Origin of the sequence: uncultured Neglectibacter sp., assembly GCA_937958185.1 — a bacterium.
GTDB lineage: Bacteria > Bacillota > Clostridia > Oscillospirales > Acutalibacteraceae > Acutalibacter.
Genome location: CALFFN010000021.1, coordinates 139,878 through 153,365 on the forward strand (window position 1 = coordinate 139,878; position 13,488 = coordinate 153,365).

Sequence of the window (13,488 nt, forward strand, 5' to 3'; positions counted from 1 at the left end):
CAGGGAAAGGAGGGGGCAGCATGCCGGGAAAGCCCCTGCAGGACAGAAAATTTGACACCAAGGTGCAGTACCTGAAATACAAGGTGCTCCGCGCCGTGGCGTACTATGCCTTTGAAGATAAGCTTTTGGACGCCTACGCGGAGATTCCCAAGCTGATCGTCCAGAAAAAGCCCACAATGCGCTGCTGCATTTACAAGGAGCGCGCCATTGTGGAGGAGCGTATCCGTCTGGCTTTAGGCGGCGATAAGAACAACCCCAACGTGATCGAGGTCATCGACATCGCCTGTGACGAGTGCCCTGCCAGCGGCTATGTGGTCAGCGAGGCGTGCCGCGGCTGTCTGGCTCACCGCTGTGAGGACGTTTGCCCCAAGGGCGCCATTTCCTTTGACGAGAACCAGAAAGCCCACATCGACAAGACGAAATGCGTGAACTGCGGCAAATGCGCGAAGGTCTGCCCCTACAGCGCCATTATTGACCATAAGCGCCCCTGTGAGCGCGCCTGCAAGATCGGCGCCATCAGCATGAGCGAAAGCGGCGAAGCCCATATCGACAACGACACCTGTATTTCCTGCGGCGCCTGCGTCTATCAGTGCCCCTTTGGCGCCATTGTGGATAAATCTTTTATTTTAGATGTGGTCAACCTGATTAAGAACAGCAACGGCAATCAAAGCTACAAGCTGTATGCCGTGATAGCGCCCTCTGTTTCCAGCCAGTTTTCCTATGCCCGGCTGGGGCAGGTGATCTCCGGCATTGAAAAGCTGGGCTTTTTCCATGTGGTGGAGGCGGCATTAGGCGCCGATATGGTGGCGTACCAGGAATCAAGGGAGCTTTCGGAAAAGGGCTTTTTGACCAGCTCCTGCTGCCCGGCATTTGTAGACTATGTGGAAAAGAAATTCCCGCAGCTGAAGAAGCACGTTTCCCACAACCTGTCCCCGGCGGCGACCATCGCAAAATATATCAAGGAAACCACCCCCGGGGCAAAGGTGGTCTTTATCGGTCCCTGCACCGCGAAGAAAATGGAGTTCCAGAAAGAAGAAGTGCGGCCCTACATCGACAGCGCCATTACCTTTGAAGAGCTGCAGGCGCTGTTCGACAGCAGGGAGATCGACATTGCCGGATTGGAAGACGGCGTACTGGACAACGCTTCCTATTACGGTCGGATATTTGCCCGCAGCGGGGGCTTGAGCGACGCTGTCGCCCAGGGCTTGAAGGAGCAGGAGATCGACTTTGATTTGAAGGCGGTCCCCTGCGACGGGATCGAAGCCTGCCGCATGGCGCTGCTGAAAGCCTCCAAAAATGTGCTGCCCGGCAATTTTATCGAGGGCATGGCGTGCGTGGGCGGCTGTATCGGCGGCGCGGGCTGTTTGACCCACGGGGAAAAGAACCGGGCGGACGTGGACCAGTACGGTCGGGAAGCGTATGAAAAAACTATCACCGAGGCGATCGGGCTCCTCAAAAAATGAGCGGTGACGGCTGTAAATGATCTGCTGTCGGCAAGCTGTTTTCCGGGTTCCCGTATCCGGGACCTGAAATATTGTATTGACAAATCCTCTCCTGCATGGTATGAAAGAACCATATCTGCAAGGGAGGATTTTTTATGCGAGCTTCATTTTTTCTGGGAAACAAAACCTTTGAGGTGAGGGAGCAGGAGCTTCCCCGCGCCGGAGCCGGGGAAGTCGTTATTCGGAACATGGCGTGCGGCGTGTGCGGCACTGACGTGCACATTTACCACGGCGAACCCGGCTCAGCGGACGTGACCCCGCCGGTAGTGCTGGGACACGAATATTCCGGCGTAGTGACGGAAGTGGGGGAGGGAGTTACTTCTCTGCGCCCCGGCGACCATGTCACGGTAGACCCCAATATCTACTGCGGAAAGTGCGACTACTGCCGTGTGGGGAAAAAGCAGCTCTGCGAGCATATGGAAGCCATCGGCGTTACCAGAAACGGCGGTTTTGCCGAATACAGCGTCGTGCCGGAGGGACAGGCGTTCCTCCTTTCCCCGAAACTGCCCATGGAATTTGGCGCGATGGCGGAGCCGGTCGCCTGCTGCCTGCACGGGATCGACCGGGCGGAGATATGCGAGGGAGACACGGTCTGTATCGTAGGCGGCGGCGCCATCGGGCTTATCATGGTACAGCTGGCAAGGCTGGCAGGCGCGGCGAAGATCATTCTCAGCGAACCCAATGAGAAGCGCCGGAGCGTGGGGCTTTCTCTGGGCGCAGATATCACAATCGACCCTGCCGCGCCCGGTGCCATGGACGGTTTTCGGAACGCCGCCGACGTGGTCATCGAATGCGTAGGCAATCTTCCCGCTGTGAAAAGCGCCTTTGCCTATGCCAAGAAGGGAGCCAACATTGTGCTGTTCAGCGTGCCGAAGGTGGATTCCAAGTTCGACTTGCCCCTCTTTGACGTGTATAAAAAGGAGCTGACCATCAAAGGCTCCTTTGTCAACCCGGACACCCATAGCAGGGCGGTGGCGCTCCTGAACGCGGGAAAGCTCAATTTTGACCAGATCATTACCCACCGCTTTCCTCTGGCACAAATGCCGGAAGCAATTGCCATGCAGATGAGCGACCAGTCCATCAAGGTCATTGTCACGCCGCAGGAATAACGGCAAAAGAAGAAAGCCGGAAGCATAAAATAAGTGCTTCCGGCTTTTTAACGTTTTTTGTCAGAATTTTCCTGTGGAACAGAAAAAAGAATTGGAAGCGGCAGCTACAGCTTGAGCTGCGTCCACTTTCCCTTGCGGAAGCGGATAAACGCCATGCTGAACCGCACCACCTGGTCGCAGAAGGTCCCCAGCCACGCGCCCAGCAGCCCCAGCCCGAGAGGATAGCACAGCAGCCAACTGATGCCCGGGCGGACGCAGGTCACGCTGATGAGGGAGACAAGCGCTGTGAACCGGGTATCCCCCGCGCCGCGGAGACAGCCCAGCAGCACTACCTGCTCGATCTGCAGGAACAGCATCAGGCTCAGAATGCGCATGATGATGACTCCGTATTCCAGAATGGGCGCTTCATTGGTGAATAAAGTAAAAATGTTCCGCCCGAAAATGAAGTATACCGAGGAAATGACAAAGGCGCAGATCAGCCCGGTTTTCTGGCACACATTGCCGTAGATCTTCGCCATGTCGGGGCGCTTTCGTCCCAGGCTCTGCCCGATCAGCGTCACCGCCGCTACCGAGAAGCCGTCGCCGATAGAGAAGGACATGCTCATCATGTTCATGCCGATCTGGTGGGCGGCAAGCTCCGTAGTGCCCAGCCGGGCAACAGTCATGGAGAACAGAAGGAAGCCAATGCGCAGGCAGATCTGTTCCACAAAGGCGCTGGAACCTACGCTGATGGTGGAATGAATGCTTGTCCGATCGGCGATCCAGCCCTTCACCGCCCGCAGACAGATGAAACCGTCTCTCCTCATAACAGAGGCAATGCTCAGCGCGCAGGCGCAGACGGTGCCGATCACGGTGGCAATGGCTGCGCCCCGAATGCCCAAAGCGGGGAAGCCGAAATTCCCGCCGATCAGCAGGTAGTTGAACACCACGTTGACGCTGTTTGAGATCACGTTGGTGATCATGGCAATCCTGGTGTTCCCCGCGCCGCGCTGGGCAGCGTTCAGCACCAGAGAAACCGTGGAAAAGCCCATGCCGCCCATGATGATCTGCAAGTACGCCACGGCGGATTCGTGAGTGTCTGGCTGGGAGCCCACCAGAGAAATGATAGGGCTTGCGAACACCACAAACAGAGTGCTGATAATTGCAGTGAGCAGCAGGGTAACCAGCAGCAGCATTCGCACCAGCCGGTTGGCGCTTTCCCGGTCGCCCTCGCCCTTCCTGCGGGCGACAATGGCGGAGACCGCCACATTCAAGGACAGGAAAACAGCCAGCCCGAGAAATTTCGGCTGGGTGGTCAGCCCCACCGCTGCAATGGCATAGGAACCAAGAGACCCCACCATGATGGTATCCACCACGCCCGCGAGGTTGACGAAAAAGGATTCCAGCACCGAGGGCCATGCCACGTGCAGCGCGTCCTTAATAATTTGCCGTTCGGAGGGAATTTCGCCCAGTTCCATTCCCTTGCAGACCTTTTGAGCATTGACAAAATGCACGATACCCCTCCTATAATAGTTGTGTTTACAACTATTATACCATAAGCACGGAACGTGCGTTGGTATAATGTGCCGATTGCCCGTTGCGCTGAAAGCGCAAACTGGGCAAGGCAAATTGAAATTCGTATAATAACCGCTTTGCGGTTATTATACCAGACAAGACAGGATAGGGCAACCCTGATTTTTAGGGAATGAGTGAGTGTTTTTCCCCGCTGTGTTGTATAAGGAGTAAAATTCAAACCCTGAGGGGGAAAGCATCGTGGAAAAAAGTAAAAAAACACTGCTCGTCATGAACAGGAAGAATGAATAACATACAGGTGTGTGCGATGGAGATTGTAAACGAGGAAATCATTTACACATAGTGTTTGATGTATTTTTAGGTTTTTTCGTCTGAAAAGTCCTTAAAAACAGACAATGCAACCTGTAGTTTACATTTAGAACCTCAATGATGGTGGCTTTTTAGACATCAAAAAGGTATCATAAATACGAATAGAATATTCAGATTGGAGGACGCACTATGACATTAGGCGGTAAATTATCAAAACTACGAAAGGAAAACAATTACACGCAGGAGCAGCTTGCTGACATTCTCGGAGTATCTAGGCAGGCAATCAGCAAATGGGAAAGCAACATTACATATCCCGAAACTGACAAACTAATACGAATGAGCGAGTTATTTGACTGCTCGTTGGATTATCTGCTCAAAGACACAGAAGAAACAGACCGCAAAAATCAACCCAATGAAGAAATCCTATTTTTCAGAAGGCGCCTGCGTGAAAGAAAAAGTGAAAAAACAGTATGGGGTATGCCCCTATGGCATATTGGCAGGAACGCAATGGGCTTTATTGCTGTTGGCTTAAATGCCCGTGGAGTAATTGCAGTCGGACTAAAAGCAAAAGGAATTGTTTCCCTCGGTATGCTATCCATAGGAGTGTTATCTCTCGGTATGTTTTCGATTGGCTTGCTCTCAATCGGTATGTTTGCCCTTGGACTTTTGTCCGCAGGATGTTTTTCAATCGGTGTATTTGTGACAGGGGCAATCAGCTTGGGTATTATTTCTATCGGTGCAATCGCAATCGGAGATTTTTCTGTCGGTGCGTTATCCATTGGAAAATATTTTGCCCTTGGTGACAATGCTAGAGCGATGATTGCTATAGGCGATACAGAAGCTGCAGGAAGCGTATTTCAGAAAATCGGCGAGCTTTCCGCACAGGATATTACCACTGTAAAGCAATCGCTTGATACTATTGTTCCGACTTACCTTTTGTGGGCAAAAGAAATCATCAATATTTTTTTATAAGCAAATGAGTTTTACAAAATGAGCAAGATAGTGACTCTATGATTACAAAGCTGTCTCGTTCTGCTCGGCAGCTTTCCCGGAGTTTGCAAAGGGCGCGCAAACTCCTATCCGACCGCAACAGACAAGGGAGAACGGAGTAGCCTTTTAGGCTACTCCGTTCTCCCTTGGTGCCGGTGGCCGGACTTGAACCGGCACGGTATCGCTACCGGTGGATTTTGAGTCCACTACGTCTGCCAATTCCATCACACCGGCAAGTGCATGGTACAGCAGAAGTAATTATATCTCATAGCGGGAAAAAAATCAAGACTTTTCTTCTTCGATTTTTGGACGTGGCGCTTTTCGGGAAAAGCGAAAAAGAGGGGCGTTTCGGGAAAAAGCCGTAGACTTTCTTCACAAAATCATCATAGCAGCCGGGTGTTGTTGATGACCAGCTCAAATTGCAGCCCCAGCACCTGCGCCGCCTTCCGGCAGAGGACCATGCGGTCCAGAAATATCTCGAAGTATTCCATAACGGGGCATATCTCCGTGGCGATGGTAATATTAAATAGACAGACCTTTTTCTCCCGGTCGATCTCCAACCGGGTGTTTTCCACGGCATAATTGACCCTGTCGTGAATGTCTGCGGTCAGCACGGCATTTTTCCGCACCCTAGTGCGGCGCACATCGCTTTTGTCGGAGAGGATCAGCGCCGCCGCTACCGGGTTGACGGGATACGCCGTCTTTTCATCGTGGTGCCCGATGGCGGAGCAGATCAGCCCGATCTCCTCCGGGGGCATGGAAAGCTTATTCAGCAGGGTGAACGCCATCAACGCGCCGCTGTGGGCGTGGTCCGCGCGGTTCACCGTGTTCCCGATATCGTGGAGATACCCGGCAATCGCTGCCAGTTCGCAGGTCCGGGCGGGATAATTCAGCGAGGTCAGGATATGCCGGGCGGTGTCGCCGCTGCGCTTGGCGTGGGCAAGCCCGTGCTCTGTGAAGCCGATGGCTTCCAGACAGTCGTTGCCCTGCTCGATATAGCAGAGAACTTCCCTGTTTGCGAAAATTTCTTCTGCGGTGAGCCTTTGATAGTCCAATGAAGCAACTCCTTTTTTTATGGTAATGGGGCGTTATTCCGCCGTCAGCATTCTGTACATGGATTCCAGACAGATCTTCGCGTGGATTTTGAACTGCTCCAGATCAATGTTTTCGTTTACATCGTGCGCGTGGCTGTCCTCGCCGGGAAAGCCGGGACCAAAGGCAACGCCCTTGCCATGCATCTGCCGGGCATAGGTGCCGCCGCCCATGGAAAAGATGCTGCATTCCTCGCCGGTCACGTCCCTGTACGCGCCGGAAAGCAGGGTGATAAGCTCGCTTTCCTTGGGCAGGTACAGCGGCGCGGCGTCGGACAGCAGGGTATAGGTCAGCCCATATTCCTCCGCAGCCTTCTGGATCGTGTCGGAAACCACAGCGCCCTGCTTCGTGGCAGGATAGCGGATATCCACCACAAGGCTGCACTTCTGTCCGTCCGCGTGAACCAGACCGAGGTTAAAGGTCAGCGCGCCGCTGGGCTCGTCGCTCATATCCACGTGGAGAAGGCTGCCGTCATAGGTCAGCCCGATTTTTTCCTGAATGAAGCGGAAGAATGTCCCCAGCCGCTCTGTGCCGAACACCTGGCTCAGCAGCTTTATGAGATGGGCGGCGGCATTGCAGCCGCCGGAGGGAGCAGCCGCGTGGGCAGCCTTTCCTTTTGCCAGAAGCTTCGCGCCGTCTGCCGTAACGGTCACGTCGATTTCCGTCTCCGCTTTTTTTGCGGCAGCCGCCAGCTTTTCCGCTTCTTCCTTAGAACAGGAAATCTCACATTCCGCCTTGGAGGGAACGGCGTTGGTCACCGTTCCGGCGGCAAAGCTTTTGATAAGCTCGGAATCGTTCCTGCCCGTGATCTTCAAATTAATAATGCCTTTTTCGCAGTGGCAGATCCCGTAGCCGGAATCGGGCGTAAAGCCCATGTCGGGCAGCTGTTCGCTTTCAAAATAGTGGGGGATATCACCCATGCCCACCTCTTCGCCGGAGCCGAAGATCACCCGCAGCTTCCGGTTTCCCTTGACCCCGGCGTCCTTCAGCGCCCGCAGGCAGTGCAGCGCTACGATGGCGGCGCCTTTGTCGTCGGAAACGCCGCGGCCATAGGCATGGTTGCCGTCAATGACAAGGGTAAAGGGATCGGTAGACCAGCCTTCTCCGGCAGGCACCACGTCCACGTGCGCCATGACCACGGCGTTGCCCTCGCCCTCGCCGTATTCGGCGTGCCCCGCGTAGTAATCGGTATTTTTTGTTTTCAGCCCATAGCCCTCAGCCATGGAAAGCACCGTGTCCAGCGCTCTGGCGCACTCGTCGCCGAAGGGGTGCCCGTTTGTGGCTTTTCCCGCCACGGAGGGAACCGCCACCAGCGTGCCCAGGTCCTTCAAAATGTCGTCCCAGTAGTCCAGAATTTTTTCTCCAAACAACATCAAAAACGCCTCCTGTTTTCGCGATTTCACATTTACTTATAGTATTCTTTTTCGGCTGTAAAGTCAAGCAAAAGCCGGGGAAAGGGGAAATCCATGTTAAACGCGATTTGGTTCGGTATGATACTTGCCAGCGTTATCTGTGCCGCCTGCACCGGGAACCTGGGCAGCCTTTCCACGGCTGTCATGGGCGGCGCGGGGGACGCCGTGGAGCTGACGGTTTTTCTGCTGGGCAGCATGTGCGCCTGGCTGGGCTTTTTACGCATTGCGGAAAAAAGCGGGCTGACCGATCTTCTTGCCAGCGCCTTTTCCCCTGTGATCGACCGCCTTTTCCCCGAATATCGGGATGACCCGGAGATCAAAGGCAAAATGTGCATGAACCTGTCCGCCAATTTCCTGGGTCTGGGCAACGCCGCCACTCCGCTGGGACTGGCGGCAGTCAGCGCCATGGCAAAGAAAAACAGGGGAGACACGCCCACAAAGGGCATGATCCTCTTTGTGGTGTTCAATACGGCTTCTATCCAGCTTCTGCCCATCAATATGGCGGCAATGCGCAGCTCCTGCGGCAGCGCGGAGCCCTTTGCCATTCTGCCGGAGATATGGATCACGTCCTTGCTGTCCCTTTTGACCTGCGTGCTGTTCTGCAAGCTGGCAGAGCGCCGCAGCCTGAACTGACGAAAGGGGGAGGGGCACATGGCGCAGGTAGGCGCGGCAGCCATGCCGGTCATCATCGGCGTGATCGTCTTGTACGGCTTCTTAAAAAATGTGGACGTGTTCGACAGCTTTTTGGAGGGGGCAAAGGAGGGAATATCCTCGTCCTTCCGTATTTTGCCCACCCTGATCGGGCTTATCGTCGCGGTGTCCATGGTGCGGGCTTCCGGGCTGCTGGACATTCTCTGTTCTCTGGCGGAGCCTTTGACCCGCGCGGTGGGAATTTCCCCGGAAATCCTTCCCCTTGCCATACTGCGTCCCATCTCCGGCAGCGGTTCTTCCGCCTATACGCTGTCCATTTTGCAGCAGTTCGGCGCGGACAGCGAAACCGGGCGCATTGCTTCCGTGCTGGCTTCCTCCACGGAAACCACTTTCTATGCGATCGCCGTGTACTTTGGCGCCTGCCACTACAAAAAGCTGCGCTATACCGTTCCCGCCGCCCTGCTGGGAGATTGCGCCGCCCTGGTCTTCGCCGTGCTTACCGTAAAGCTCTTCGGATAATCCCACAAAAAAGGAAGCCCTTGAGGCTTCCTCAATTTTTTCAAAGCTCCAGCCGGTAGCCTGCGCCGGTTTCTGTTTTCCCAGCTTCCTGAAAGCCGCAGGAAAGAAACAGCCTTTGGGAAACGGTGTTGTAGCTGAAAATATTTTGCACCTGCAAATGGGACCAGCCCAGCTCCCTTGCCCGCTGGATCAGCCTTTGCAGCACAGCCTTGCCGATCCCCCGTCCTCTGACATCGGGAGACCCCAGGGCGATGGGCAGGTCCCCCTGCCACATAGTCACGTCGCCGATGGGGACAAACTCCCCGTTTTGCAGTTCTTCGATCCAGTACAGCTCTCCATGAGCGTCCAGATAGGTGTACATACGCTTGAGATTTTCCAGCGTGTAGGGCTTTGCTTCAGCCCCCTCAGACATTTTCAGGACCACCGGGTCCCGGTACCAGGGCAGGGCAAAATCAAAAACGCCGTAATATTTGTGCAGCCGCAGGGTGGGGGAGACCACCAGAAATTCCGGCTGTTCCACAGCTTCGATTGGCATGAGACCGCTCCTTTATAAAACCGTAAGATTTCCCTATTTGCATTCTAGCATAGAGCGTGGTAGAATACCAATTACAACATTGTAATGGAGCGATGTGCTTTGACAGACGAAAACAGACAGCAGGAGACCTGCCCCACGGGGAACCCCCTCCGCAAAAAGCGGAAGATTCCATGGGGAATGCTATATATTTTTGCAACGATAATCGCGCTTATCATTTTCGGTATCTGCAATCAGGAATTCGGCAATGTGTTCCGCACCATTTCCAACCTGATCCCCGGCTTCCTGATCCTCGCCGTGGTGATTACCGTGATCTATTTCCTGTTCGAGGGTGGTATCATCTGCCTGCTCATGCGCAGCCAGAATATCCCCATGAAAATCGGCAGCGCCATGAAAATCGGGATCATCGGTATCTACTATTCCTACATCACCCCCAGCTCCACCGGGGGACAGCCCATGCAGGCGGCATACCTTCGGCGGGACAAAATCCCCGTTGGCGTTTCCACCGCCGTGCTGATCGTAAAATTCTTCTGCTTCCAGTGCGCGTTTTTCCTTTGCTCGCTGGTGAGCTTCCTCTGCATGTACGGCAAGCTGACCGTGGACAACCCAGGCATCATTCCGCTTATCATTCTGGGGCTTATCATAAATGGCGGCTCCATCATCTTTTTTCCCTGCCTGTTCATCAAGCCTGTGCTCCATACCATCTGCCGCTTTGCCAAGTGGCTGGTGAACCGTTTTAAGTTCCTGCGGAACCACTTTCATCTGCTGGACTCTATCGACAAATTTGAAACGGATTTCGGCAGCTACCGGGAAACCTTCCGAGAAAACAAGCGCAGCGTCCTGTGGGGCGTATTGCTCTCCATTCCCCAGTTCCTGCTGCAAATGAGCGTGATCTATTTTGTTTTCCTTGCCTTTGGATACAGGAGTATCAGCTATTGGGAGGTTTTCGCCGTACAAAGCCTGTTGCAGGTTTCCGTGTCCTTTATGCCCATGCCCGGCGCCTCCGGCGCACAGGAAATAGGCTTTTCCGCCTTCTTCCGCAATTATTTTGCCAAGGACGATCTCTATTCCGCCGTGATGGTCTGGCGGTTCTTTACCTACTATCTGGTGGTGATTGTCGGCGCGCTGCTGGTGGTAGCGGATCAGTTCCTGTACGGAAAAAAGCAAAAAAAAGAAAATAGGGAAATCTGAAAACAGCAGGGCGATATTTCGCCCTGCTGCTCTTGTTTAACAACTAACTACTCACGACTAACGACTAACGACTAATATCGCACCCCAGCTCGTCGATCTTTTCCCACAGCTTCAAAAAGTCCTCGAAAGCGGCTGTTTTTTTCGGCGGTGTTAACCGCTTTTTCGGTTTACCCTTGTAAATGACTTTTCCCCGTGATATGATAGAGTTGCGTCGAAAGACGCAGGAGCTTGCCATATCACGGTAGGCGGTTTTGGCTACACCACCTAAAAAGGGGGTGTTTCCATGCCTGTTACATTGACCTTTCACATTCTTTTCTTGACTGTGACGATCACTGTAAAAAGCAGAAACCGCCACTCGGCAAAGTGACGGTTTCTATAGACATATAGAAATAATCTCTTGAGCCAAACCGTCTATCGGCAAGCTCTTTTCTGTCTTTAGTATACTCGCTTCTCCCCGGTGTGTCAACCACTTTTTTAACCTGACCTCTTATAAAGGATTATTCTTTCGCAATATCCAGCCCTAACTCATCGATCTTTTCCCGCAGCTTCAAAAAGTCCTCGAAAGCGGCGGGCTTCTGGTTGGAGTTGCGCAGCAGCGCGGCGGGGTGGAGGGTAGGCATCATCAGCACGCCGCCCTTTTCAAAGAAAATGCCGTGCTCTTTCGTGATTTTCAGATCGGGCTTTATCATTTTCATGCCGGCGACCCGACCGAGACAGACAATGATTTTTGGGCGCAGCAGCGCAAACTGGTTCCGCAGCCAGCCGATACAGGCTTCCTGCTCCTCCGGCAGCGGGTCCCGGTTTTTAGGCGGGCGGCATTTTACAATGTTGGCGATATAGATGTTTTTCTTTCGGTCCAAATCTACGGCGGCGAGGAACTTGTCCAGCAGCTGTCCGCCCCTGCCCACAAAAGGCTCGCCCTGTAAATCTTCGTTTTCTCCCGGACCTTCTCCCACAAACAGCACCTTCGCCTGCGGGTTCCCCACGCCGAACACCACGTTGTGCCGCGTTTCGCACAGCCCGCATTTTCTGCATTCCAAGCAGCTTTCCCGAAGCGTTTCCCAGTTATCTATCATGGTAGACCCCCAAAATATCGTCTTTTGTCCAGTATAGCAAAGTCCTTTGGAAAACGCAACGAAAGACAGTTGAAATTTTTTTCGGCAAGTAGTACAATAAAAATGCGAAAATTGCAGAATCACTGATGGACCCTCTGCACGCTTCCATGGGATCAGTGGTTCCCTGAATGAATTTTTAGGAGGAATTTGCGATGAAAGTCATGGTAGAAACATCTGCCCATCATGTCCATGTTTCCGACGCCGATCTGGGGACCCTGTTCGGCAAGGGCGCGACCCTGACCAATAAGAAGGATCTGTCCCAGCCCGGGCAGTTCGCCTGTGCCGAAAAGGTGGAGGTGGTAGGACCCAAGGGCTCCATGTCCATGTCCATTCTGGGACCCACCCGGAAAGAGACCCAGGTGGAAATTTCCCTCACCGACGCCCGCAAGCTGGGCGTGACCGCCCCCATTCGGGAATCCGGCGACCTGGAGGGCACCCCCGGCTGCATTCTGAGAGGACCTGCCGGAGAGCTGGAGCTGCAAAAAGGCGTGATCGCCGCCAAGCGCCACATTCATTTCAGCCCGGACGATGCTGCCAAAGCCGGCGTTTCCGATAAGCAGATCGTATCCGTCAAGGTAGAGTATAATGGCAGAAGCCTGGTGTACGGCGATGTGGTGTGCCGTGTCAGCCCCTCTTACGCGCTGGCAATGCACGTGGATACCGACGAATCCAACGCAGCCGCCCTGCCCGGCACTGTGGACGGCGAGATCATTCTGTAACCTATGGCGACCCTCACTGTCTTTACCTACAACCTGCGCACCGACGTGCCAGAGGACGGGATCAACTCCTTCCAGAACCGCCGGGACTTTATCCGTGCCCGGTTCCCGGCATATCAGGCTGATTTAATAGGCTTTCAGGAGACCGAGCCCCATATGCGCCAGTGGCTGATGGAGGCTTTCCCGGAATATGAGGTCTGCGGCACCGGGCGGGAAGCGGCGCTGGACGGAGAAAGCAATGTGATCGCCTACCGCCGCAGCCTGTTTGACCTGGTTTCTCTTGACACCTTCTGGCTGTCCGATACACCCTATGTGCCGGGAAGCAGGTTCTCTACCGACCAGAGCCTTTGCCCCCGTATCTGCACCTGCATCACGCTTTGCCATAAGGAAACGGGAAAGCTGCTGCGCCACTACAACACCCACCTTGACCACGAGGGCGCTATGGCGCAGGCACAGGGCATTTCCCTGGTGCTGAACCGCATGGCGGCGGACTATGCCCGGTGGCAGGCGCCCGTTATCCTCACCGGGGACTTTAACGTTGTCCCGGAAAGCCCGGTGTACCGTTCGGTGCAGGGCTTCTCCGGCTGTGGGAAGCCCCTTGTGGACGTGACCGCCGGGGTGGGGGACACCTTTCACAATTTTGAGCCCCAGAACCCGGCGGAGCAGATGAAGATCGACTATATCTTTACGAACCTGCCCTGTGACCCGAAAAAGACCGTCAAGGCAACGGACGAGCAAAACGGTCAGTATCTTTCCGACCATTACCCGGTGGGGGCATATCTGGCTTTTTAAGCTTGTAAAGCAGCGAGTGCGGCACCTCCCGCACCCGCTCTTTTTT

13 protein-coding genes and 1 tRNA gene are annotated in these 13,488 nt (G+C 54.3%); 8 read left to right on the plus strand and 6 right to left on the minus strand.

Annotation, left to right across the window (positions count from 1 at the left end; translation table 11 throughout):
* The first annotated feature begins 20 nt into the window (after window positions 1-20).
* Complete coding sequence (locus AB8996_RS06425) at window positions 21-1,463, plus strand: 4Fe-4S dicluster domain-containing protein (protein ID WP_369298148.1); 1,443 nt, start codon at window positions 21-23, stop codon at window positions 1,461-1,463.
* 134 nt (window positions 1,464-1,597) lie between these two features.
* Complete coding sequence (locus tag AB8996_RS06430; RefSeq protein WP_369298149.1) at window positions 1,598-2,611, plus strand: zinc-dependent alcohol dehydrogenase family protein; 1,014 nt, start codon at window positions 1,598-1,600, stop codon at window positions 2,609-2,611.
* Window positions 2,612-2,715: 104 nt separating this feature from the next.
* Here AB8996_RS06430 and AB8996_RS06435 read toward each other — a convergent pair whose 3' ends face one another.
* Window positions 2,716-4,104, minus strand: a complete 1,389-nt coding sequence (locus AB8996_RS06435) for an MATE family efflux transporter (RefSeq protein ID WP_369298150.1) — start codon at window positions 4,102-4,104, stop codon at window positions 2,716-2,718.
* Between the two features lie 517 nt (window positions 4,105-4,621).
* On the opposite strand from AB8996_RS06435, the gene AB8996_RS06440 reads away from it, so the two are divergent.
* Window positions 4,622-5,404, plus strand: coding sequence for a helix-turn-helix domain-containing protein (locus AB8996_RS06440; protein WP_369298151.1), 783 nt, complete (start codon window positions 4,622-4,624; stop codon window positions 5,402-5,404).
* Between the two features lie 165 nt (window positions 5,405-5,569).
* Here the strand turns inward: AB8996_RS06440 and AB8996_RS06445 are convergent.
* The 3 genes from AB8996_RS06445 to AB8996_RS06455 all read right to left on the minus strand — a co-directional run bounded on the left by AB8996_RS06445 (window position 5,570) and on the right by AB8996_RS06455 (window position 7,887).
* A tRNA-Leu gene (locus AB8996_RS06445) sits at window positions 5,570-5,656 on the minus strand.
* A gap of 149 nt (window positions 5,657-5,805) precedes the next feature.
* Window positions 5,806-6,477 carry a phosphohydrolase gene (locus AB8996_RS06450; protein WP_369298152.1) on the minus strand — a complete coding sequence of 224 codons (672 nt, stop codon included), beginning with the start codon at window positions 6,475-6,477 and terminating at the stop codon, window positions 5,806-5,808.
* A 33-nt stretch (window positions 6,478-6,510) separates the two neighbouring features.
* Entirely contained in the window at window positions 6,511-7,887 is a 1,377-nt protein-coding gene (locus AB8996_RS06455; RefSeq protein WP_369298153.1) for a Sapep family Mn(2+)-dependent dipeptidase, read from the minus strand.
* A gap of 93 nt (window positions 7,888-7,980) precedes the next feature.
* Here AB8996_RS06455 and AB8996_RS06460 point away from each other — a divergent pair, with 93 nt between their 5' ends.
* Both AB8996_RS06460 and AB8996_RS06465 read left to right on the plus strand, forming a co-directional pair.
* Window positions 7,981-8,559 (plus strand): nucleoside recognition domain-containing protein, encoded by a 579-nt coding sequence (locus AB8996_RS06460; RefSeq protein WP_369298154.1) that lies wholly within the window; start codon window positions 7,981-7,983, stop codon window positions 8,557-8,559.
* Window positions 8,560-8,577: 18 nt separating this feature from the next.
* Window positions 8,578-9,096 (plus strand): spore maturation protein, encoded by a 519-nt coding sequence (locus AB8996_RS06465; protein ID WP_369298155.1) that lies wholly within the window; start codon window positions 8,578-8,580, stop codon window positions 9,094-9,096.
* A gap of 40 nt (window positions 9,097-9,136) precedes the next feature.
* Here the strand turns inward: AB8996_RS06465 and AB8996_RS06470 are convergent, their stop codons facing one another.
* Window positions 9,137-9,631: an N-acetyltransferase family protein gene (locus tag AB8996_RS06470; protein ID WP_369298156.1), complete on the minus strand. Its 495-nt coding sequence runs from the start codon at window positions 9,629-9,631 to the stop codon at window positions 9,137-9,139.
* Between the two features lie 177 nt (window positions 9,632-9,808).
* Between AB8996_RS06470 and AB8996_RS06475 the strand changes: the two genes are divergently transcribed.
* Entirely contained in the window at window positions 9,809-10,819 is a 1,011-nt protein-coding gene (locus tag AB8996_RS06475) for a YbhN family protein (RefSeq protein WP_369298157.1), read from the plus strand.
* A 497-nt stretch (window positions 10,820-11,316) separates the two neighbouring features.
* Here the strand turns inward: AB8996_RS06475 and AB8996_RS06480 are convergent, their stop codons facing one another.
* On the minus strand, window positions 11,317-11,895 hold the full coding sequence (locus tag AB8996_RS06480; protein WP_369298158.1) for a uracil-DNA glycosylase family protein: 579 nt from the start codon (window positions 11,893-11,895) through the stop codon (window positions 11,317-11,319).
* 191 nt (window positions 11,896-12,086) lie between these two features.
* On the opposite strand from AB8996_RS06480, the gene pduL reads away from it, so the two are divergent.
* Together pduL and AB8996_RS06490 are read left to right on the plus strand one after the other, a co-directional pair.
* Entirely contained in the window at window positions 12,087-12,653 is a 567-nt protein-coding gene (gene pduL / locus AB8996_RS06485) for a phosphate propanoyltransferase (RefSeq protein ID WP_369298159.1), read from the plus strand.
* A gap of 3 nt (window positions 12,654-12,656) precedes the next feature.
* Window positions 12,657-13,442 (plus strand): endonuclease/exonuclease/phosphatase family protein, encoded by a 786-nt coding sequence (locus AB8996_RS06490; protein ID WP_369298160.1) that lies wholly within the window; start codon window positions 12,657-12,659, stop codon window positions 13,440-13,442.
* Window positions 13,443-13,488 lie beyond the last annotated feature (46 nt).

Excerpts from the sequence above, each read along its gene's own strand:
- AB8996_RS06455 (WP_369298153.1), bottom strand. The coding sequence starts at position 7,887 with ATGTTGTTTGGAGAAAAAATTCTGGACTACTGGGACGACATTTTGAAG.
- AB8996_RS06425 (WP_369298148.1), top strand. The coding sequence starts at position 21 with ATGCCGGGAAAGCCCCTGCAGGACAGAAAATTTGACACCAAGGTGCAG.
- AB8996_RS06440 (WP_369298151.1), top strand. The coding sequence starts at position 4,622 with ATGACATTAGGCGGTAAATTATCAAAACTACGAAAGGAAAACAATTAC.
- AB8996_RS06475 (WP_369298157.1), top strand. The coding sequence starts at position 9,809 with ATGCTATATATTTTTGCAACGATAATCGCGCTTATCATTTTCGGTATC.
- AB8996_RS06480 (WP_369298158.1), bottom strand. The coding sequence starts at position 11,895 with ATGATAGATAACTGGGAAACGCTTCGGGAAAGCTGCTTGGAATGCAGA.
- AB8996_RS06470 (WP_369298156.1), bottom strand. The coding sequence starts at position 9,631 with ATGCCAATCGAAGCTGTGGAACAGCCGGAATTTCTGGTGGTCTCCCCC.
- AB8996_RS06465 (WP_369298155.1), top strand. The coding sequence starts at position 8,578 with ATGGCGCAGGTAGGCGCGGCAGCCATGCCGGTCATCATCGGCGTGATC.
- AB8996_RS06430 (WP_369298149.1), top strand. The coding sequence starts at position 1,598 with ATGCGAGCTTCATTTTTTCTGGGAAACAAAACCTTTGAGGTGAGGGAG.
- pduL (WP_369298159.1), top strand. The coding sequence starts at position 12,087 with ATGAAAGTCATGGTAGAAACATCTGCCCATCATGTCCATGTTTCCGAC.
- AB8996_RS06460 (WP_369298154.1), top strand. The coding sequence starts at position 7,981 with ATGTTAAACGCGATTTGGTTCGGTATGATACTTGCCAGCGTTATCTGT.
- AB8996_RS06490 (WP_369298160.1), top strand. The coding sequence starts at position 12,657 with ATGGCGACCCTCACTGTCTTTACCTACAACCTGCGCACCGACGTGCCA.